This is a genomic window from Chryseobacterium sp. GQ58 (assembly GCF_059758895.1).
Genome location: NZ_JCAXEH010000005.1, coordinates 15575 through 38100 on the forward strand (window position 1 = coordinate 15575; position 22526 = coordinate 38100).

The 22526-nt window shown below is 35.2% G+C and carries 20 protein-coding genes; 7 read left to right on the forward strand and 13 right to left on the reverse strand.

The features are described 5' to 3' along the window. The first annotated feature begins 8 nt into the window (after positions 1–8). Together AC6CHK_RS13370 and guaB are read left to right on the forward strand one after the other, a co-directional pair. A complete protein-coding gene (locus AC6CHK_RS13370) occupies positions 9–506 on the forward strand; it encodes a DUF4252 domain-containing protein (RefSeq protein ID WP_498096946.1) in 498 nt (165 codons plus the stop codon). A gap of 149 nt (positions 507–655) precedes the next feature. Next, entirely contained in the window at positions 656–2116 is a 1461-nt protein-coding gene (gene guaB / locus AC6CHK_RS13375) for an IMP dehydrogenase (RefSeq protein WP_498096948.1), read from the forward strand. A 49-nt stretch (positions 2117–2165) separates the two neighbouring features. Here guaB and AC6CHK_RS13380 read toward each other — a convergent pair whose 3' ends face one another. Next, positions 2166–2363: a KTSC domain-containing protein gene (locus AC6CHK_RS13380; protein WP_498096950.1), complete on the reverse strand. Its 198-nt coding sequence runs from the start codon at positions 2361–2363 to the stop codon at positions 2166–2168. A gap of 81 nt (positions 2364–2444) precedes the next feature. Continuing rightward, positions 2445–3515, reverse strand: coding sequence for a DUF4407 domain-containing protein (locus AC6CHK_RS13385; RefSeq protein WP_498096952.1), 1071 nt, complete (start codon positions 3513–3515; stop codon positions 2445–2447). Between the two features lie 224 nt (positions 3516–3739). Between AC6CHK_RS13385 and AC6CHK_RS13390 the strand changes: the two genes are divergently transcribed. Continuing rightward, positions 3740–5641, forward strand: coding sequence for a zinc-dependent metalloprotease (locus AC6CHK_RS13390; RefSeq protein ID WP_498096954.1), 1902 nt, complete (start codon positions 3740–3742; stop codon positions 5639–5641). A gap of 62 nt (positions 5642–5703) precedes the next feature. On the opposite strand, the gene ruvC is transcribed toward AC6CHK_RS13390, so the two are convergent. From ruvC to AC6CHK_RS13415, 5 genes are all read right to left on the reverse strand, one after another. After that, positions 5704–6258 carry a crossover junction endodeoxyribonuclease RuvC gene (gene ruvC, locus AC6CHK_RS13395; protein WP_498097151.1) on the reverse strand — a complete coding sequence of 185 codons (555 nt, stop codon included), beginning with the start codon at positions 6256–6258 and terminating at the stop codon, positions 5704–5706. Positions 6259–6335: 77 nt separating this feature from the next. Continuing rightward, entirely contained in the window at positions 6336–6866 is a 531-nt protein-coding gene (locus AC6CHK_RS13400; RefSeq protein ID WP_498096956.1) for a 2'-5' RNA ligase family protein, read from the reverse strand. A 190-nt stretch (positions 6867–7056) separates the two neighbouring features. After that, positions 7057–7803, reverse strand: a complete 747-nt coding sequence (locus AC6CHK_RS13405; protein ID WP_498097153.1) for a Dph6-related ATP pyrophosphatase — start codon at positions 7801–7803, stop codon at positions 7057–7059. Between the two features lie 16 nt (positions 7804–7819). Next, the gene (locus AC6CHK_RS13410) at positions 7820–8590 is read right to left on the reverse strand and encodes a hypothetical protein (protein ID WP_498096958.1); all 771 of its coding nucleotides are present in this window, start codon (positions 8588–8590) and stop codon (positions 7820–7822) included. A 117-nt stretch (positions 8591–8707) separates the two neighbouring features. Next, positions 8708–12055, reverse strand: a complete 3348-nt coding sequence (locus AC6CHK_RS13415; protein ID WP_498096960.1) for a methylmalonyl-CoA mutase family protein — start codon at positions 12053–12055, stop codon at positions 8708–8710. 233 nt (positions 12056–12288) lie between these two features. On the opposite strand from AC6CHK_RS13415, the gene AC6CHK_RS13420 reads away from it, so the two are divergent. Next, positions 12289–12621, forward strand: coding sequence for a hypothetical protein (locus AC6CHK_RS13420; protein WP_498096962.1), 333 nt, complete (start codon positions 12289–12291; stop codon positions 12619–12621). Positions 12622–12660: 39 nt separating this feature from the next. On the opposite strand, the gene AC6CHK_RS13425 is transcribed toward AC6CHK_RS13420, so the two are convergent. Next, on the reverse strand, positions 12661–13764 hold the full coding sequence (locus AC6CHK_RS13425; protein ID WP_498096964.1) for a DUF3667 domain-containing protein: 1104 nt from the start codon (positions 13762–13764) through the stop codon (positions 12661–12663). A 251-nt stretch (positions 13765–14015) separates the two neighbouring features. On the opposite strand from AC6CHK_RS13425, the gene rplM reads away from it, so the two are divergent. The 3 genes from rplM (at position 14016) to rpsB (ending at position 15814) form a co-directional block, all read left to right on the forward strand. Next, a complete protein-coding gene (rplM, locus tag AC6CHK_RS13430; RefSeq protein ID WP_498096966.1) occupies positions 14016–14471 on the forward strand; it encodes a 50S ribosomal protein L13 in 456 nt (151 codons plus the stop codon). Between the two features lie 5 nt (positions 14472–14476). Beyond that, the gene (gene rpsI / locus AC6CHK_RS13435; RefSeq protein ID WP_498096967.1) at positions 14477–14863 is read left to right on the forward strand and encodes a 30S ribosomal protein S9; all 387 of its coding nucleotides are present in this window, start codon (positions 14477–14479) and stop codon (positions 14861–14863) included. Between the two features lie 183 nt (positions 14864–15046). Next, a complete protein-coding gene (gene rpsB / locus AC6CHK_RS13440; RefSeq protein ID WP_498096969.1) occupies positions 15047–15814 on the forward strand; it encodes a 30S ribosomal protein S2 in 768 nt (255 codons plus the stop codon). Between the two features lie 82 nt (positions 15815–15896). Here rpsB and AC6CHK_RS13445 read toward each other — a convergent pair whose 3' ends face one another. The 5 genes from AC6CHK_RS13445 to AC6CHK_RS13465 all read right to left on the reverse strand — a co-directional run bounded on the left by AC6CHK_RS13445 (position 15897) and on the right by AC6CHK_RS13465 (position 22408). Next, on the reverse strand, positions 15897–16514 hold the full coding sequence (locus tag AC6CHK_RS13445) for a DUF6759 domain-containing protein (RefSeq protein ID WP_498096971.1): 618 nt from the start codon (positions 16512–16514) through the stop codon (positions 15897–15899). A gap of 12 nt (positions 16515–16526) precedes the next feature. Continuing rightward, positions 16527–17204 (reverse strand): tRNA (guanosine(46)-N7)-methyltransferase TrmB, encoded by a 678-nt coding sequence (trmB, locus tag AC6CHK_RS13450; RefSeq protein WP_498096973.1) that lies wholly within the window; start codon positions 17202–17204, stop codon positions 16527–16529. A gap of 91 nt (positions 17205–17295) precedes the next feature. After that, a complete protein-coding gene (locus AC6CHK_RS13455; protein ID WP_498096975.1) occupies positions 17296–18072 on the reverse strand; it encodes a DUF6759 domain-containing protein in 777 nt (258 codons plus the stop codon). 71 nt (positions 18073–18143) lie between these two features. Further along, a complete protein-coding gene (locus AC6CHK_RS13460) occupies positions 18144–18965 on the reverse strand; it encodes a hypothetical protein (RefSeq protein WP_498096977.1) in 822 nt (273 codons plus the stop codon). A 101-nt stretch (positions 18966–19066) separates the two neighbouring features. Further along, complete coding sequence (locus AC6CHK_RS13465; RefSeq protein WP_498096978.1) at positions 19067–22408, reverse strand: FIDD domain-containing protein; 3342 nt, start codon at positions 22406–22408, stop codon at positions 19067–19069. Between the last annotated feature and the right edge of the window lie 118 nt (positions 22409–22526).

Genomic DNA, 22526 nt, shown 5'->3' on the forward strand with positions numbered 1-22526 from the left:
TCCGAACCATGAAAAACTTAAAAGCTCTTGTCGTTGCACTTTGTACACTTTTCGTATTGCAGTCTTGTATTGTTTCAGAAAAACCGAATATGGCATTTTTCACAAGCTCTCAAGATTATAAAGGAGCAAAAATTGTCAGTATCAATGTACCGTTATTTTTAGCAAAACCATATATTAAAAAAGCTCTGAGAGAAGATGGTAACAACGAAGCAGCAATTGCTTTAATAAAAAAAGTGTCAAAAATAAAAGTAATGACCGTAGAAAACGGAAACAAAATGATGCTTACGGATTATGCCAATTATCTGAATAACAACAATTATCAGGATTGGGCAACCATAAAACATGATGGTGACAATGTAAACATCCGTGTAAAGCAGAATGGTGAAAAAATAAAAAATATGCTTATTACCGTAAATTCTGATAAAGAAATGGTTTTTGTAGATGTAAAAGGAAGCTTTACGGCTGCTGATATTTCAGATATGATCAATTTTGCGACGGACAAATAATCTTCATATTCAACTATATTATTGTTATAAAGCTGCATTTTTTGGTGCGGCTTTTTCATTTAGTTTATTGATTATTAAATTTTATTTAAACTATTAAAAAGCATTTTCATATCTCGTTTAAATAGCCTAATTTTGGAAAGAAAGTAAAGATGTCTATTCATAACAAAATTGTAGAGACAGCCATCACTTTCGATGACGTTCTTCTAGTCCCTTCTTATTCAGAAGTTTTACCAAATCAGGTTTCTTTAAAATCAAGACTTACCGATAAAATCACGCTTAATGTTCCTATTGTGTCTGCTGCGATGGATACCGTTACGGAAGGCGATTTGGCTATTGCGCTGGCGAGAGTTGGCGGCTTAGGTTTCATTCATAAAAACATGACGATCGCCGAGCAGGCTGCGCAGGTAAACCGCGTAAAACGTTCAGAAAACGGAATGATTTCGGATCCTGTTACCCTTACAAAAGACCATACTTTGGCTCAGGCTAAAGAAACGATGGCGAAATATAAAATTTCAGGACTTCCTGTTGTAGATCCGGATAATGTTTTAATCGGGATCATTACCAACAGAGATGTAAAATATCAGGAAAATCTTGATATGAAGGTGGAAGAGATCATGACCAAAGATAAATTGGTGACTTCCGACAAAAATACAAATCTTGAAAAAGCAAAGGAAATCCTTCTTAAAAACAGAGTTGAAAAACTTCCGATTGTTGATAAAGACAACAAATTGGTTGGCTTGATTACAATTAAAGATATCGACAATCAATTAGAATATCCAAATGCCAATAAAGATGACAACGGCCGCCTTATTGTAGGAGCCGGAGTTGGCGTGGGCGAAGATACAATGGACAGGATTGCAGCTTTGGTAAAAGCCGGAGTTGATATTGTTGCCATCGATTCTGCGCATGGTCATTCGAAAGGTGTTTTAGACAAAATTTCACAAATCAGAAAAGCATATCCGGATTTGGATATCGTAGGCGGAAATATAGTAACTGCCGAAGCAGCAAAAGATTTAATAAAAGCAGGCGCAAACGTATTGAAAGTAGGTGTTGGGCCGGGTTCTATCTGTACGACAAGAGTTGTTGCAGGAGTTGGAGTTCCACAATTATCTGCTATTTATAACGTTTATGAATATGCTAAATCTAAAAATGTAACGGTAATCGCTGACGGAGGTGTTAAACTTTCAGGTGATATCGTAAAAGCAATTGCAAGTGGGGCAGGAGCGGTAATGGTAGGTTCTCTTTTAGCGGGAACTGACGAAGCTCCGGGTGAAGAAATTATTTATCAGGGAAGAAAATTCAAAGCGTATCAGGGAATGGGAAGTCTTTCTGCAATGAAAAGAGGCGGAAAAGAAAGATATTTCCAGAGTGAAGCTAAGAAATTCGTTCCGGAAGGTATCGAAGGAAGAGTTCCTCACAAAGGAAAATTGGAAGATGTGATTTTCCAGTTGACAGGAGGTTTAAGAGCCGGAATGGGATATTGCGGAGCAAAAGATATTGAAGCTTTGCAAAAGGATACCAAAATGGTCATGATTACCGGAAGCGGATTGAAAGAATCTCATCCACACGATGTGATTATCACGCAGGAAGCTCCGAATTATTCTTTATAAAAGTTTAAAATATAAAAATAAAAACTCGCAAATTCTGCGAGTTTTTTTGTTATTGAATTTTTCGGAACCTGAATTTTGGTTTAATTATTTTGTTTAGAAATTGTCCTTTTGAGGTGGCTTCCCGAAATTTTTCATACGTTTTCGGCGGTACTTCAAAATAATCATATATTGCTCCCGACTGATATATGATTCTTAATATTTCAGTTTCAGGAAAATAAAAATAATGATTGATTACTGTTGAAGGCATATTTAGCTTTAATCAAAAAATATTCCTTAACCGGTTTTACTTAAAAATTAAATTTATTTATCAGCCCGAATGAAATGATCTTTATTCTTTTAAACGTTCCTTAAAATCATCAATCCGGAAATCAGTCAATGAATTTCCTTTTTCAATTTTTTCTTTTGAATAAAGCCTGAAATCGTTTTCAGTTTTTTCTAAAAGATAATCGTAAGGTCCAACCGCGGAGATAAGCTTTACCAAAACCGGAGAAATTTCCAGGGTGATGAAAAGCCCCATAATAAAAGCGGCAGCTGTTGCAATGATCGCCGAGTTTTTTCCTAATTCGTCTAAAGCCTGAAGCCGCGCCGCAAAACCATTAAATTTATCTTCAAAGGTATCGGTTAATTTTCTTTCGGTTTCAAGATTGGTATAGACTTTTGATATTTCTTTATCCAGATATTCTAATCGTGATGAAACCTGTTTTTGGTAGTTTTCGAGATCTGTTCTGCGCTGTTCTTTTAATTCCTGCTTACGTTTTGCATTGGGTCCAAAACCTTCTTTTCCACTCGTCAAGCCAGATTGTTTCCCCAGAATTTCTTTTTCCAGTTCTACAGATGCCGAGTCGTAAGATTTTTGATATTGAGCAATCTTGTCCGAGATCTGTTTTTTTTCTGTTTCGAAAGGCCCGCTTTGCTGCAAAATTCTTCCGTTCATTTCGCCCTGCAATTGTTTTTTGTTCCTTTGAATGATCGTATTGAGTTGTTTATTTACCTCTTTTTCAAAAATTTTAAGTTCCAAAGGTTTAGAAATAATAATTCCTAAAAAAGTAGCTAAAATTAATCTCGGAATCGACATTAAAATTTGATTCCACCATGTTCCTGTTTTTTTAATGGAAGACACAATATAACGGTCAAGATTAAAAATCATTAAACCCCATAAAACTGCAAAACCTACCGATATCCAGATATTATCAAAAACAGTATAGATTGCATAGCCCGCAGAAAGTGTAGCAAAAATGGCTGTAAATAAGACAATTCCGCCAATTCCTGAGAATTTGTTCCATTCACTGGGGGTTTTTCGGAGAATGTGAATGTTTCCTCCTGAGCAGATCATTAGAAATTTCTGAAACCAATTGATCTTATGACTGCTCTGATTTATAGTTTGTTGTGAATTTTTCATTTTTGAAATTTTATACAAAATTAGTATTAAAAACCATACCAATGTTACAAATAGTAATATGTTTTACCAAGTAAAGCCTTGATTAATTAGTTATTTGTTTTTTAATAAGTTAAAGTGTAGTCGAATATGTTTTTAGAGAATTCTAATTTCTTTGTAAATATTACACTATTATTAATAAAATAATTAGTATGTTTGCAATCAAATACCAAATATAATAGAAAAATATGAAAAGAATTAGTACTTTATTAATGTTAATTTTTTGTGTGAGCGTGTTTTCTCAGGAGAAACATCATGAATGCGGTTTCGATTTGATCATGAAAAAAATGGACGATCGCTATCCTGATTTAAAAAGAAAAAGAGAAGAAGTACATGTTAAATTGAGTAAACTCAATAAACAATCCTACCTTAATAAGTTTGGTGCAACGACATCATGGAACGGATTGTATACAGGACAAATTTATGAAATCCCTGTAGTGGTACATGTTATTGAATCGCAAGCAGCAGCGAATGCAAACTTGCTATTAACAGATCAGGAAATTATCGACTGGATAGACAGAGCAAACAGAATGTACAGCACAACGTACGGAAACGGATTTTATCCGGAAGGTACAGGCCCGGACGGCGGCGCAGTTATACCTTTTAAATTGGTGCTCGCAAAAAGATCTCCTGACTGTACACCAACAAACGGTATTGTAAGATACAATGGAAGTACATATCCATTATATGATACAAGAGGAATAAAATTGCAGAGCAATAATGGTATCAGTGATAGTCAGATCAAAAATGAGCTGGCACCACATTGGCCGGAAACATCTTATTTTAATATTTATGTAGTTATTGGTTTCGATGGGCAGCATCAGTCGTCATATGGATTGATGGGATATGCAGCTTTCCCGGATACTTATGATTACAGCTATGAGAGTTTTATGAAAGTCGCTACTATTAAAAACGCAAACGACACAACTCTTACCCATGAGTTGGGTCATGCATTCGGATTATATCATACTTTTCAGGGCGTTGGTGCAAGCAATCAAACTTCTTGTCCGGTGAATAATAACTGTGCAACAGAAGGTGACAGAGTTTGTGACACTTCACCTTCAAGAAGTATGTACGGCATCAATCCTATTCCTAATAATACAGCTACAGATCCCTGTACCAACCAAGTTTATGATGGAACTCAGTATAATATTATGAATTATACCCGTGCCAATCGTAAATTTACCGAAGGGCAAAGAGACAGAGCTGTATTTCTTATGATGGAATATAGAAAAAATCTTATTAATTCTTTGGGAGGGCAAGATCCAAATACTGTCACCCCATCATCGGTTTCTGTAAATGCTGCTTTGTGCAATCCTGCGGGTATTGTAAACCCTGCCAATAATAACTTTGCAATAGGACCATATTTTGTAAATTTTGGAACTATTAATAGTATAACAAATGGTTATGATTCTGATGAGGCCAATCCTGTATTTTATGCAGATTATGCTAATGCAACTTGTATAAGACCGGCATACTATACAGATATTTCCGGAACGGCAAGCACTTCTTTGAATATTACTTTTATGAATGGCTTTTCTCAGGCAGATAAATTCAAAGCAAAAGTTTGGATAGATTACAACAACAACGGATCTTTTGAAGATGCAGAATTGGTTGCCAATAATTTATCGAGTGTAATGAATTCAGGGGCAACTCAAACAGTTACCATTGATGTAACGCCTCCGGCAACAGCGGTAAAGAATACTTATCTTAGAATGAGAGTTGGGGTAGATGCGGCAACATTTAATTCAGCAATATTACCAGATTTCACATCATGTTCTCAACTACAGTATGGTCAAATGGAAGACTACGCAGTAAAAATATTAGGAGCATTGGCTACTTCTGATGTTAAAAACAATACTGAGGCTAAAATTATTTATATTAAAAAAGAAAATATACTTCAGCTTTACGGAAATAAAAACTCGAAATTTGGTGATTATCAGATTTATGACATGAGCGGAAAGCTTATACAAAAAGGTAATTCCAAAACGAATGAAATTCAAATCAACCAGCAGTTAACCAAAGGTGCCTATATTATTAACTATTCAAATGGTGAAAATAAAGGATCAAAAAAGTTTTTAAATAATTAAAATTTATAATAAGAAAGTCCTTGAAAAAGGGCTTTTTTTATTTAATGTATGAACTGAATTACTTATTTCATTCGATCAGGATTTTGTTTCAAAAAGCTATCCCAGCCTGTATAAGATTTTGTTTCAGAGATTGTTCCTGAATTAAAATGATGGCAAACTGCCACAGCCAGACCATCCGAAGCATCTAAATATTTTGTAGGAAATTCTTTTAGCTTTAAAAGATTCTGGAGCATTCCTGCAACCTGTTCTTTACTTGCGTTTCCGTTTCCGGTGATGGCCATTTTGATTTTTTTTGGCGAGTATTCTGTGATAGGAATATTTCTGTATAAGCTTGCGGCCATTGCTACGCCTTGCGCTCTTCCCAATTTCAACATCGATTGTACGTTTTTTCCATAAAAAGGTGCTTCTAAAGCCACTTCATCAGGATGAAACTCATCAATAAGCGCTAATGTTTTGTCGAAAATATATTTAAGTTTTGTTTCGTGATTGGGATATTTTTTAAGGATCAGCTCATGAATCGAAATCATTTCCATATTGCCTTTTTTTACCGAAATTATTCCGAATCCCATAATAGCGGTTCCCGGATCTATGCCCAAAATTATTTTCTCTGCTGAAATCATTGACCCAAAGATAAGATTATTATAAGTTTTTATAAATTTTAAATTAAGTTATATAAAGAGATAAGCCAATAATATTATTTTTCAGAAGATTCATCGAGCAATTTTTTTTCAGCAATTTTAGTCCAGCTTTTATCATGACGTAGAAGTAAAATCCTATCAACTAGAAATTTAGTTTTGAATTCTTTGTTTTTATAAATTTCCCATGCTTTCAGATAATTATTCCAACTTAAATCTCTGTACCCGACAGTTACATGCGGATTGAAACTATAGCTTTTAAAGTTGAATTTCTCTTTTACTTTTAACTGCAATTCTTTTAATCTTTTATTTTCTTCAGGCATTATAAAAAGAACCGGATTTTTTGGATTGGGAAAACTTGAGAATCCATTCAATATAATTTCAAAAGCAGGAATGTCGGTATTTATTTTTTGAAAAGCAGTATGAATGTCACTTTCCAAAGCCAATTCCCGCTCAAAAGGTGGAAATAAAGTAATGTGAGCATCGTTTTTTAATGCCTTAGAATTGCTGAAGTTTATTGCTAAATCTTCTTTGAAAACTTTGATTTCGTCAGTGACTTTCTGTGACGGATAAACAGCTATGAAATACATTTTTTTCATCATGTAAAATTAAAGTAATTAACTTGCATTTTCGAATGTGCTTTATTCCAGTTTTCATTTTTTGAGAATCGATTTGTATGATTTTATAAGTTGGCCATTGTATTTTGTTTTAATAACAATAAATGCATATTGTTTTTATTAATCAAAAAAAATATCTTCGGCAGATAGGGAAAGTAGAGCCTTATTTAAGATATCTGAAAGCGTCTTCTTGATTATTGCTATTATAAATCAAATCACAAAACCAAAAAACATATTCTCCGTTTTCATCATTATCATCAGATTTTGGCTTTGGATACGTCTTTTTTACAATTTCTCCAATTTCAAATTCAATTGGAAACTTAAAAATAGGTCCGTCAAAAGTAAAGGTATGAAATTCTCCATTTTCTCCGCAAGGATCAACATTTTTGGGTAAATCATTAATGAAATCCGGATCAATAATTCTTCCTGCAAAACTTTTATCCAAATAAGTCTCGTTGACGCAGGTAACAATTGTTTTAAAACCTAAACTTAAAAACTCGTTGATGAGGTCGATTGTATTTTGTTTCCAAAGCGGAAAAACAGCTTTCATTCCGATGGGTTGTAATTGATCTTCACGATATTTTCGCAAATCCTCCAAAAAAATATCTCCAAAAATTGAATGAGTGACGCCTTGAGATTTTATTTCATTCATGGTTTTAGACATGATTTCACTGTATTCTTCCATTGTTGGCTCTTTCGGAAGTTCCATTTTTATTAACGGAAAGCCTAAACTTTCAGCCTGTTTTTCCAAAAGCGAAACATGAACACCATGCATGGAAATTCTTTGGAATTCTTTATTGATGCTTGTCAGCAAAGAAGTGACTTCAAATTGGTTTCCCTTTAAAATTTTAAATAAAGCAAGCGCAGAATCTTTTCCGCTGCTCCAGTTGAAGATGGCTTTGGATTTCATTAATTCTTCTGCATGTTTATTGTGTTGCGTCATTCATTTCTGCTTCAAATTGCGCCAAGCCGACTTTGTTGCTTCCTTTTTCAATTGCTGTTTGCCATTCTTTTTGGGCTTTGGCTTTGTCTCCTAAACTGTAATAATAACTTCCTAAAACTGTATGACCTTCGACCTCGCCCATGCTAATAATTTTTTGTCCCAACTTGATGATTTCAGGATTCTGTTTAGGTTTTTTTACTTTGTTTTTTAAAACAGCTTCCATTCCGCCGACATCGTTCATAATCATTAAGCCAAATTTTTCCATACATGCTTTTGGAAGACCTCTTGTGCACAAATCATCAATGGTTTTTGTGTAATTTACCATTGCATTTTCATCAAATAATTTCTCAAGATCATTGGACTTTGCTCTTGTTTTACGATAATATTCGTAAAGAAGCTGCGCGTTTTTTTTAGCCAAGGCGTCATCTTTTCTGTTGTTTTCGGCGAGGCTGTCTTTCTTTAAGTCCCATTTGGTATCTTTTACCCAAGTAGAATTTCCACTCAAACGGTTTTTAGAAATTTTAAAAATAAAAATATCCTTATCCGGAAAAACGACAACAGAATCATTTTTCACAAAATAATCTCCCTTTCCATATCCTGCAATGTCAACTTTTCCGTTACCATCAAAGGCAAAATACGGATATAAAGTTTCTTTAGATTGGGTCATAAAATAACCCTGAAGGTTGTTGTCGACTTCTTGAGCATTGAAAAATCCGCTGGAAATAATGCCTAGCAGGAAAAAAATGTATTTCATTAGTTAAAATGTTTATGTTGAGTAAAAATACAAAAAACCTAAAAGAATTTCCTTGAGGTTTGATTTATAATTGTTAAAACAGTTAGTAGTAAAAAAAACTGTCTGCCCGACACGGGCCTACATATTTCTTCTATATTTACCACCTACTTCAAACAAAGCATTGGTGATTTGTCCCAAAGAACAATATTTCACGGCATCCATCATGACATTAAATAAATTCTGCTGATTGATGGCAGCGTGTTGTAAAGTTTTTAAAGCTGCTTCTGATCTATCTTCATTAGATTTCTGGAAATTATGAAGCGTTTCAATCTGAACCTGCTTTTCTTCCTCAGTCGAACGGATAACTTCTCCCGGACGAACTGTTGGCGAACCATCTTTCCCTAAGAAAGTATTTACTCCGATGATCGGATATTCTCCCGTGTGCTTCAACCATTCGTAATGCATAGATTCTTCCTGAATTTTTGAACGCTGATACATCGTTTCCATTGCACCCAAAACACCACCTCTTTCTGTAATTCTGTCGAATTCTGCATAAACAGCTTCTTCAACCAAGTCCGTTAATTCTTCAATGATAAATGAACCTTGAAGCGGATTTTCGTTTTTCGCTAAACCTAATTCCTTATTAATAATCAACTGAATCGCCATCGCCCTTCTTACAGATTGCTCAGTTGGTGTCGTAATTGCCTCATCATACGCATTCGTGTGCAATGAGTTACAGTTATCGTAAATTGCATACAATGCCTGAAGCGTTGTTCTGATATCGTTGAAATCAATTTCCTGAGCGTGAAGAGAACGACCCGAAGTTTGAATGTGATATTTCAACATCTGGCTTCTTTCGTCTGCACCATATTTCAGTTTCATTGCTTTTGCCCAGATTCTTCTTGCCACACGTCCGATTACTGAATATTCAGGATCGATTCCGTTGGAGAAGAAGAATGATAAGTTTGGTGCAAAGTCATTGATATCCATTCCTCTTGACAAATAATATTCAACATAAGTGAAACCATTTGCTAAAGTGAATGCCAACTGAGAAACCGGGTTTGCTCCTGCTTCTGCAATGTGATAACCTGAAATTGAAACCGAGTAGAAGTTTCTCACTTTTTCTGTGATGAAGTATTCCTGAACGTCACCCATCAATCTTAGGGCAAATTCAGTAGAGAAAATACAAGTATTCTGAGCCTGGTCTTCTTTTAAGATATCCGCCTGAACCGTTCCACGAACAGTTGCAATGGTTTTAGCTTTAATTTCAGCGTAAGCTTCCGCAGGAATTACTTCATCTCCGGTAAGTCCTAATAATTTTAAACCTAAACCATTGTTTGATGGTGGTAATTCGCCGTTATATTTTGGTCTTTCTAAACCTTTGTCGTCGAATTTTGCTTTTAAAGCTTTCTCAACATTTGCTTCTAATTTATGTTCTGCAATATATTTTTCAACATTTTGGTCAATCGCAGCGTTCATAAAGAAAGCCAGCAACATCGGCGCAGGTCCGTTGATCGTCATTGAAACCGAAGTCATTGCATTCACCAAATCAAAACCTGAATACAATTTTTTAGCATCATCTAAAGTTGCAATAGAAACTCCTGCATTTCCGATTTTACCGTAAATATCCGGTGGTAGAGCAGGATCTTGGCCATATAAAGTCACGGAGTCAAACGCTGTTGACAAACGTTTTGCGTCCATTTCCGCAGAAACGTAATGGAATCTTCTATTGGTTCTTTCCGGTCCGCCTTCTCCGGCAAACATTCTCGTCGGGTCTTCACCAGTTCTTTTGAAAGGATAAATTCCTGCTGTATAAGGAAATCCTCCAGGAAGGTTTTCCTGACCTTTCCATTTGATCAAATCACCCCAATCAGTGTATTTTGGTAAAGAAATTTTTGGAATTCTTAGATGAGATAAAGATTCTGTTGAGGTTTCAACTTTAATTTCTTTTCCACGAACGAAGTAAGAATAAAACTCAGCTTTGAAAGCCTGTTTTGTGTCATTCCAATTGTTCAGGAAGTCGATATTTTCTTGTTGAAGATCTTTTTCTGCTTTTTGATATTCAGCATCCAACGTTTCATTAGAAAGGAATTTTTTCACTCCTTCAATATGATACATTTTTCTTGCTAATTCGGCTTGTTTTTCAACATTGGCGTCGTAAATTCTATTATTTTCTACAATTTCAGATAAATAGCGAACTCTTTTTGGAGGAATTATCGTGATGTCTTCAGAAACTTCTTGTTCAACAAATCCTTGTAGATTTAAATCTGAAAACTTATCATTTACTTTTTCAACTAATCTATTGTATAAATCAGTCGTTCCGTGATCGTTGAACTGAGACGCTTTTGTTGCATAAACCGGCATATCATCCAACGGACTTTCCCATAACAAATGGTTTCTCTGAAACTGTTTTCTTACGGCTTGAAGTGCATCTAAAGCACCACGTTTGTCAGATTTATTTAAAGCAACTAAATCTGCATAATCTAACATATCGATTTTTTCCAATTGCGTTGAAGCTCCATATTCAGGAGTCATCACGTACATTGAAACATCTGCAAAATCTGAAACTTCCGAACCTGATTGTCCGATACCTGAGGTCTCCAAAATGATAATGTCAGGATGAGCCAGTTTCAAAACATTCAAAGCTGAATGAATGAACGGAGAAACAGAAACGTTGTTTTCTCTCGTCGCCATTGAACGCATATAAACTCTCGGATCATTGATCGCATTCATACGGATTCTGTCTCCCAAAAGTGCACCTCCGGTTTTCTTTTTCGAAGGGTCGATAGAAATTATAGCAATTTTTTTACCAGGATTTGAACGAAGGAAACGTCTTACCAATTCGTCCGTCAAAGAAGATTTTCCGGCTCCACCGGTTCCTGTGATACCGATGATCGGGATATTTAAATCTTTTGATTTTTCGTCAATTGCTTTTACTAAATCAGGTTTTTCTTCTGAGAAGTTTTCAACGGCTGAAATGATTTTAGCAATACTTGTAGAATTTTCAAAACTGATGTTGTCCAAATCTTCAGCAGTTACTTCTTTTCCGGTTGCGAAATCTGATCTTTTAACCAAATCATCAATCATTCCCTGAAGACCAAGTTCACGACCGTCGTCAGGAGAATAAATTCTGTCGATTCCGTAAGACATGATGTCTTCGATTTCTTCAGGCAGAATTACACCGCCACCGCCACCAAAAATCTTGATTTGCGGAGAGTTTTTCTCTCTTAAAAGGTCGTAGATATATTTGAAATATTCATTGTGACCGCCTTGATATGAAGTTAGTGCAATTGCATTGGCATCTTCTTGAATGGCTGTGTTTACAACTTCTTCAGCCGATTTGTCGTGACCAAGGTGGATAACTTCGCATCCCGTTCCCTGAATCACACGACGCATAATATTGATCGCCGCATCATGCCCGTCGAATAACGAAGCTGCGGTTACAATTCTTACTTTGTTTGTTGGAGTATATTTTTGGGTTTCCATAAAAAATCTAGAAAATTTCTGAATTCCCAAATATAATAATAAAATAGTAACCTGAATTTTGCGTTTAAATTGTTTTAAATCAGTTGTTTAAATCTTTTTCCAGAATTGCATTTCTCCCACATTAACAAACATTAGTTTAAATAAATTAAGGATAGGGTTTAAATAAGCAGTGTTTATTCTAGCCTTAAATCTCAAATTAAAATATTTACTTTTGCATCATATTATAATAAGTTATGAAAAAAGCTTTGATGTATTTTGCTATAGGAACGGTTTTGAGTTTCCTGATCAATTATTTCTTTTATAGTTCTGAAAATCTCGGTCTTGATATATATTATGCGTTGGCGTTCGGGTTTGCTTGGGGCTTGGCTTATTTTCTTGACACACCGAATTTTACATTGCCACAAAAATTAGGATTGTCTTTTGCAGCAATGGGAATCTTAGTTTTAATAGGAACTTTACTTTTTAGTTTACAATTGGCCGTTCCTGCTATTTTAAAATTTTCTACTGTTTTTGTTGCTTATTATTTAATTGCAAGCTTCAGAAGCAGCAAGTCATTAAGAAAATAAAAAAAATGAGGCTGTTTTAAAAGACGGCCTCATTTTATATTAGTGAATCATCAGGAAACTTACCAAAGCGAGGCCAATAACCAAAAACATAAACGCAAAGAAATTAATGGTAAATAATACAGAACCAATAATAAAGCTCACTAACCCGTGTGAATGATAAACCCGGTGATGAGCGATGAAGAAATACACAATACTGTACATCAACAAAGCGAATATTATTAAATATAAAAGTGTATTAATAAGCCAGAAGTCTGTTGAGCCTACCAATTTGAAGGCTAAGAATATAAACAGAATATTCAGCAGCAGGAATGAGAAGTAATGCAATGTGAAAATCCCATGGTCGAAATACCACCATTTTTTCTTCCTGTGAAAAATCCATAAAAAGAATGCAAAAAGAGGAAGATAAATGAAAAGAGCTTTAGGCAGATTGTGAAAAGATTTTTCTGCAAGACTTTTCAATATATCTGCTTTTGAAACTCCCTTCTCTTTGAGTTCAAAAAATTTGTGAGCTAACGGAATTTCGATAAAATCAAAAAATGACGGATTTTTTACCGCTGCTGAATCATAAGATTTTCTCGTTTTATATCCTCCATAATTAGTGTCTTCGTCTATCTTTTTGTTCATTTCGAAAGTTTCTTTGAAATCATTTATTTCGGCAGAATCAGACAATAAGGCATTGAGATTTTTAACCGTAGCCGAATCTTTTTTGCTGAGGTTTTCTTCAGCTTTTATACTGTCGAGTATTTTCTTGGTCTCTGCAGATTTCATTTTTTCAAAAAAACTTGTTTTTGAGGAATCGCTGTCTTTGTCTTTAAAATTCACATTTAACATAGGCAAAAGAGCAAACATGAAGAATGTTATAAAACTGACAAAGATATAAAGCTTAACAGGCGGTACGAATTTCTGTCTTTTACCTTCCAAATAAGTACTTGTAAGCTTTCCTGGCTTTATTAGCAGATTTTTTAAAGTGCCCCAAAATTGTCCGTCATAATGTGTGAAATCCTCAATAAAGTGAGTGAATAGATAATAGAAAGGCTGTCTTGGTTCCGTATTTTCCTGCCCGCAATGTGGGCAAAATCTTTCTTCGACCAGATGGTCGCAATTCAGACAGGTTTTATCTTCTCTTATTTTCCCGTGGCTCATGATTTTGTTTTCAGCAAATATAATTATTTCGCAAAAGGTATTGTGTTCTGTTGTCGAATTAATATCATTTTAAAAGTGAACAATTGTTTAAATAGAATTTTATTAAAACTTAATTTAAACAAAAACAATGAGTTGTGTAAAGTATAATGACAAAGATATTAAATACAAATATGTTTTCGCATTACAAATAATATTTGTACCTTTGCACACCCTTTTAGGGGAAAATTATGTTTAATCTTTAACTAAAACGTGTGAATACATTAAGTTACAAAACTGTTTCAGCGAATAAAGCTACTGCAAATAAAGAATGGGTTGTGGTAGACGCTGAAGGACAACCGTTGGGAAGACTAGCTTCTCAGGTTGCAAAGATTTTGAGAGGTAAGCACAAAGCAAACTTTACACCTCACGTAGATTGTGGTGATAATGTTATTGTTTTGAATGCTGGGAAAATTACACTTTCCGGAAACAAGTGGGCAGACAAGACTTATATCTGGCATACAGGTTATCCTGGAGGTCAAAAGTCTATGACGGCAACAGAACTTCTAAAGAAAGATTCTCTGAAAGTATTGGAAAAATCCGTAAAAGGAATGCTTCCAAAAAACAGATTAGGATCTGCTTTGTTGAAGAACCTTTATCTGTATGAAGGAACTGAGCACAAGCATGAAGCTCAACAGCCTAAAACACTTAATATTAACGAATTTAAATAATTAATATGTCTATAGTTCACAAAATTGGAAGAAGAAAAACTTCTGTAGCTAGAGTTTATTTAAAGCCAGGTTCTGGTGTTATTACAGTAAACGGTAAAGATGCTAAAGAGTATTTCTCTACAGACGTAATGGTTTATAAATTAAATCAGCCTTTCATCCTTTCTGAAACTGTTGGTCAGTACGACGTTACCGTAAATGTTTTCGGTGGTGGAAATACAGGTCAGGCAGAGGCTATCAGATTAGGTGTTTCAAGAGCTCTTTGCGAGATCAACGCTGAGTTCAGATTGGCACTTAAGCCTGCAGGTTTACTTACGAGAGATGCAAGAATGGTAGAAAGAAAGAAACCAGGTCAGAAAAAAGCAAGAAAGAGATTCCAGTTCTCAAAACGTTAATTTTCAGACTTCAGATTCAGGGTGTCAGATTTCAGAATTTTTTCTGTCTGTTATCTTATATCTGAAAACTATTTATCAAAACAAAAAAATTGCCCGTTACGTTTAGCATCCAAACACTTCTCCCATCTAAAGAAGTCGTTGATTGTTTAAAAGACGGAAAGTAAACTAACAAAAACAGAAAACATGGCAAAAGCAAATGTAAAAGACCTTCTAGAGGCTGGTGTACACTTCGGTCACATGACTAGAAAGTGGAATCCAAATATGGCTCCATACATTTTTATGGAGAAAAATGGTATTCACATTGTAGACTTACATAAAACAGCTGTTAAATTGGATGAAGCGTGCAGCGCTTTAGAAAAATTAACTTCTGCAGGTAAAAAAGTTCTTTTCGTAGCTACCAAAAAGCAAGCGAAAGAGGTTGTTGCAAAACACGCTTCTGAACTTAATATGCCTTATATTACAGAAAGATGGCCGGGAGGTATGTTAACGAATTTCGTTACAATCAGAAAAGCTGTAAAGAAAATGAACTCTATCGACAAAATGAAAAAAGACGGTACGTTCGAAACTTTATCTAAAAAAGAAAGATTACAGGTTGACAGACAAAGAGCTAACTTAGAGAAAAACTTAGGTTCTATCTCTGACATGGTGCGTCTTCCTTCTGCAATCTTCGTTGTAGATATCATGAGAGAACACATCGCTGTAACTGAAGCTAAGAAATTAGGGATTCCAGTTTTCGGTATTGTTGATACAAACTCTGACCCAAGAAAAGTAGATTTCGTTATCCCAGGAAACGATGATGCTTCAAAATCTATCGATATGATCTTAAACGTAGTTTCAGATTCTATCAAAGAAGGTCAGACTCAAAGAAAAGCTGAAAAAGAAAAATCTAAAGAAGAAGGAGAAGTAGTATCTGCTGATAAAGATGCAGATTTCGACGCTGCTGCTGAATAATTGAAGAATTTTCTTTGAAATATAAACTCCGCTAAACTTGTTTAGCGGAGTTTTTTTATTGCTTAAATCTTATTTGTTTAATTTATCTTTTTAAAGTTATTTTCTCTACAGGATTACCTAAAACAATCTGTATGTTTTTCTGTATCAGCTTTTGTGAAGTGTATTTTACATCGCAAACATCGCTTGAAATGGTGTAATTATCTTTATTCAAGACAATGAAATTTTCACCATGAGCGGGAACTGCCATATTGTAAAACTTCTTTCCGTTTATTCTTAAAACCAAATTACAGTCAGAGTTATTTCTAAACAAAAGGATGGCTTCTTTGCTTGTGATATCTTCATTGAACATGGCGTTCAGAAGTTTCAGCGTTTTTTCTTTATGTTCTGAAGAAGTTTCAGACATGAGCTTTTTAAACTCTTCAGAATTGGCTGAAAAACTTTTTCTGGAGATTTCACTGATGATAGGTCGTACCTCCATCGGCTTTGCATTCTTGGCTCCTTTGGTCCATTCTTTATTTTTAAGTGCAATTAATTTTGACTTTAGAATAAGCCTTTTAGGATCTTCGGGGTGTGTTTTTATCAAATATCCTTCAATCTCTTGTATGTTTGTGCTTTTTAAAATATCATCATATTTGCCTGATTGTGTAGAACATGATGCGGTGAGAGCGAAGAATAAGATGATGAGGTAATTTTTTTTCATCAAATCATTGTATTAGTTTATTTTAAATTTTATGTAAGTTATGGTTTTTCCTTTAGCTGAGAACAATTCTTCATAATAAGTTTTAATGTCTCTTAAATGTGGCGTATTCGGGTCATATTCCAAAGCTCCGTAAATGTCGTGATGCGCTGTAACGATTTCATAGCCTGCACCTTGCAAAAAGCCTAAAGTATAGCCATGCAGGAATTCGGAATCTGTTTTGAGATGAATGAGCCCGCCTGGTTTCAGGAATTTTTTATACCGATCCAAAAAGTCAGGATGTGTCAATCGGTGTTTTGTACGCTTGTATTTTATTTGCGGATCCGGAAAGGTGATCCAGATTTCGTCTACTTCATTTTCAGCAAAAAAATGATCTACCAATTCTATTTGTGATCTGAGAAATGCAACATTGTGCATGTCATTTTCTATTGCTTCCTTTGCTCCAAACCAAAATCGGGCTCCTTTTATATCAATTCCGACAAAGTTTTTTTCTGTAAACGTTTTAGCAAGTCCAACGGTATATTCACCTTTTCCACAACCTAATTCGAGAACGATAGGCTTGTCATTTTTAAAGAAATTTTTACCCCAGTTTCCTTTCAGCTCAAAGCCGTTTAAAGCTTCTTCTCTGGTCGGCTGGATAACGTTTGGTAATATTTTGTTTTCTGCGAATCTTGCTAATTTATTTTTGCCCATGCGATATTTATCAAATCCGCAAAATTAACAAAATAACATGCAATAAAGCGAAATTTAGTTGTAAAAAGATCGAATGCAAAAAGTTTTGAAACTATTTTGAGCTTCCCAAAGCAACCATTAATGCTTTTTGTATTGTTTTTTGAGATGCATATTGCGCTCCGCAAACAACGCTTGTCAAAAGATAATCGCCTTTTTGGATCACAATAGAATTGTCGCCGTGGGCCGGTACAGGAAGTCTGTATTTCATATTTCCTACGCCTTCTATTCTTACGATTATATTGCAGTCCGATTTATTTTCGATCAGCACAATGCACTCTTTGGCATTGGGATCGTTGTCAAATAATGAATTTAGAATTTTTACGGTTTTGTTTTTGTGTTCTACCGGATTAGATGACATAAGCATATTAAATTCCGAAGCTTCCGTATCAGGAATAGCCGCCATAGTTTTTGTAACGGCAGGTGACGCTGCAAAAACAGTCTGTGGCGAGCTTGGGGTATAAACAACAGCAGTTTGCCCCACTTGCAGCTCTCTTTCGTATTTTGCAATCTGTTTTTTTCTGATGATTGCATTCATTTCCTCAAAAGTAATTTTCGTAGATGGCCCTCTTTTCAGCCTTGCCAACCAATCCTGCATTTGCCTTACTTTTGTATCACCGGGAGGCGCGTCTTTTATATAATCTTTCATCATTTCCATTACTTTGGGCTTCAGAACAGATCTGCGCGGATCGTCTGGATGAGCGTCCCTTAAGAAAGCATTGATTTCGTAAATATTTTTACTTTTCAGGATATTGCTGTAGTCTTTTCCTTTTTTTTGAGCAGAAAAACAAACAAACATAAGTGTACTAAAGAGTAAAATAAATTTTTTCATTGAAGAATATTAAGATTATTTTTAATTTGGGGTTAAAAAATCATCATTATACAAACGTTATTTTTTTGGAATTATTTTAAAACATCCTGCAAATGCGAATTCCTTAATCTCCTTTGATAAATAGGCAAATATTTTTCGATTGGGATTTTTATGGCTTCAAAATTTCCTGTTTGCACATAAACTTCTATGTTTTCTGAAGTATATACAAACTGCAAAAAGTTGTCGATAAGATTTTCAGGAATTTTATATTTTGTAAAATAATCATTTCCCATGTAATTTTTGATTTGTTTTATTGAAGTATTCATTCTTTCATAAGCAACATAGCGTTGTTTTTTCTTCCTTTCACCCGAAAGAATATCAAAAATACTTTCTAAACTGAATGTAAGTCCGCCATCTCTGAGTCCCGCAACCGGAAGCTCGGGTGATGTGCCGTCACCTTTTGGCGCAGGAAGACCAATTACTTTTTTCAGAGCCAAGCTTTTATCTTCTTTTCTAAGCGAATTGACATCATATCTCAAATTTCCTGTTGGACGAAATCTGCTGATCACCACCTCCTGAATATCATGATAAGCCACTTTTAATTCTACTAAATTCTTTCGGTCAATCATTTCCTGTGAAAGTTTAATATCCTTTCTTTCCGTAACAATTGATGTAAACCGAACAATATCGCCAGGTTTAGCCTGTAAAGAAAAGTCGCCGTTATAATTGGTAAGTACAGTTTTGTAAGTCGTAAGATTGGTAACGTAAACCTGATTAAGATACAATACCGAATTGTCTCTTAAAAATACCTGTCCCGAAAAAATTTGTGCATTAATCTTAATTATGAAAATTAACAGCAGCAGGGTAAAAGCTTTCTTCATATAATCTGCAAAATTACATAAGAAAAGCATCATTTGTCAGATTTATGATGATAAAACAGGTTAAAATTATATTAAACTTTTATTTAAACTGTTAATGAATGTTATAAAGATCACATTCAGTTAAAATCTGCAATTTATTTATCCCAAAAATTATCATTTCTATTTTTTACTAAAAGCCAGCTTGTGTATTTCACGGAAGTTAAATTATCAGACTCGGTCCAGCTGATAAAATACCAATAAGTTGCGGTTGGTACAGGTCTGCCTTTCATATTTCCGTCCCATGTAAATCTGTTGGAAGGTGTACCTCTGAAAATTTCTGCACCGTAACGGTCAAAAATCCTAAACTCAAGATTATCTTTTATCATAAGCGAAGAATAATCTATATCGTCATTTCTTCCGTCTCCGTTTGGTGTAATGGTGTTAATTAAATCAATAATCACAAAAGGCTTTTCAACAACAGCACATCTTTGAGAATCTCTTACATAAATTTTATAATTGCCTCTTTCAACATTATAAAAAACATTTGATGTCTGCCATGTATTTCCATCCAAAGAATATTCGTAAGGAGGCACACCGCCGCTCACACCAATGGTAACAGTGGTTCCGTTGATATCAATTGAGGTAATTGTAGGTAATATAGCTGCTGAAACATTCACAAACTGCCTGTAAACACAACCATTAAAAGTAAGATCTACCCAATAATTGCCCGGAGGAACATTATCAATAAATGAAGTAGTCGCGCCAGTGCTCCAAAGATAAGCATCAAAACCAGGCCCGGCGTCAAGAGTGGTTACTGTTTTTGCACAAATAACTTTATCAAATAATATATCTGATTTTTTAGGTGTCTTTAAGGTTATTCTTAATGAACCAACGTTCGGACATTGTCCTGCTTTTTCAAATCTTATAAAATAAGTTTGAGTTCCTGTTAAATTTACAGCACCATTAATAGGAGCAGTATCATTTTGAGCATCAGCCAAAGTTGCGTGATAGCTTACTATAACAAATGGATCTGCTGTGAATAGAGGAATAAACTGCGCAAGATTCACCTGTTTGATTCCGTCAAGATCATCATCGCAGAAATTCGTTATTACAGTATCTGTAATCAACGGCAACTTCGTGCCAACTGTAAAGTTAATAGCCTGAATCACAGGTGCGCAACCGTCCGGAGATTCTACGCGTATAAAAATAGTTGTATTTGCATTATACGTCCAGTTATTTGGTAGGGTATTGGCATTTCCGGCGTTGGCATCAACTAAATTGGCATAATATCTTACGTTTGTAAAATATGCCGGATTATTGAGAACTAAAAGAGTAATATCTGATAAAATAACATTTACTGTACCGTTTAAGTCTTCATCACATAGATTTCCAATATTCGCCGGATTAACAACAGCTAAAGGAAATAAATTGAGTGTAATTTCTGCAATATTTTTACATCCGGTAGCATTTTTCACAACGGCATATACGATGGTTCCGGCTGTTGCGTTGTGGGAAGTTGGCACGGTAATCAATGCTGCTGCATTTTCGTTTTGTGCGTCTAATAAAGTTGGATAATAGGTAATTATTACTGGTATATTAGGCATATTAACGGTAACATTGGCACTTGTTAAATCAAACGTGCCAACACCATTTACATTACACGAAGTTAATGTTGCATTATTTACCGTGACCGGAAGAATATTTATCGTCACGGTTATCGTTTCACAATCCGGAAAAACAGGGTCGTTTCCACAAAAAGTGTAGACCAAAGTATCTGTTCCTCCTGCGGCCGGATTAGTGGCAATATAAGTAATTACTCCTGTTACAGGATTTATCGTTGCCGTTCCCAATGTTGGTGGAGTAGTGATTGCAATGGTAGAAACCACAGGTGTTTGTGTTGAAGATGTAAAAGCTGGTGTGATGGTTAAGTTTTCACAGATATTATAAGAAACAGCGCTTTGCATCATACAATTTAAAACTTTATATTCTTCGGTTACCAAAGGTGCACAGCTTCCCATCGTTACAGAACAAGTGTAAAAGCCAGGTTGTGTCGGGGTAAATGATGTTCCGGTTGCGCCGGGAATCAGAATTCCGTTACGGTACCATTGGTAAGTTTCGTAAATGATGGGATCAACGGTAAGAACGATTCCCGGGACACAGTCTCCGCCGGATTTTATAATAACCGGTTGTGTAGAAAAGCCTGCAAAAAAGCCTCCATATCCTACAGCGTCACTACCCGCCGTGATCCCTGCCGTAATCGCTTTTGAAGAAACAACAGTGATGGTGCCTGTTGTATTTGGAATGCTGTAAGTTACCCAAGCATTTAAGCCCGTCATATCAAAAGGACCAGTATTTGCAGGTGGAGTAATTCCGTTTACAGTGACTGTTGCTCCACGTTCTGTAATAAGATTTAATTTTGTCGGAATATTGAGTACACCTTGCGGATTACCATTCGAATGAACAAAATTTTCATTAATAAATCCAATTTCATTTATTTGTTTCGGAAGATAACAGCTCAAAGCCGGAATAAAATTGAATCCGCCGGTTGCTATTTCGTTTCCTGTGGTAGAATTCCCAGCAAGCATCTGATATACATAAGCATTCTGTGTTGTTCTTATGTATAAATTGTAATGATCGGTCCCTTGCAGTTGATATTTGGAATCTGGTACCACATAATACTCGCCTGTATTTAAAGTAATTGCGGGTAAACCTTCATTATTTAGGAAAACTTGTGTATTGTTCTGAGTGGCTATTACCAGGGCTCCTTCCATATTGGTGCCAATTGTTCCGTTTCCTTTTACCAAAGCAAACTGGGTTCCCAATTGATTCACAGGAATTGACTGATCCATTAATATATCTGAACTCAACGGATTATTTCCGGAATACTGTCCGTTGAAATTCCCATTGGTAATATTTACCGGTTTATCGGCTACAATTTTAGCACCAATGAAACCGTCAAAATTCCCTGCAATATTCCCTATACCGTCTATGATGTACGATTGTCCTTTATTTAATATAAAAGTCATGGTGGGATTGGTGGCTCCTGTTGTGCCGTTTGAAAACTGAACCGTAGGTTTGTATCCCGAAACCGTAATTGTGGTATTGTCTTCTGTCGCCAAAACACTCGTCATAAAATTTAAAATACCATTGCTGACCGTAATAGGAGCATTGGCGGCATAAAATGTTGTTCCTGTCGAAGCTATACCTTTTGAAGTGATAATTTCTGCGTGGTTGTATACCGAAAACCTTAAGTTGGCATAAAAAGGAAAATCAGCCTTTAAGTAAAGCCCTTTAGTGGTTGGCGCAAAAAGATCTGTCTGCAGCGTTGTGATGATATAGTCCCTTAAAACATCAAATTTTTGCGGATTGTTTTTGCTGATACTTACAGTTCCTATCAGGATATTGTTGTTATAAATGCTTACATCAAAAGGCGTTGTACGACTTGTAGAAAGATAGAGTTTCTGATACGGGTTTGGGTTTCCGGTTCTATCTATCATGGGTGCAAACCAATGTTCTCTATCTAATTGTGCGAAAGTGATAGAGAATATGTAAAAAATAAGGAAAAAAGATAAAGTTTTCTTCATTCTATGTTCGATTACTTCACAAATTTAATAA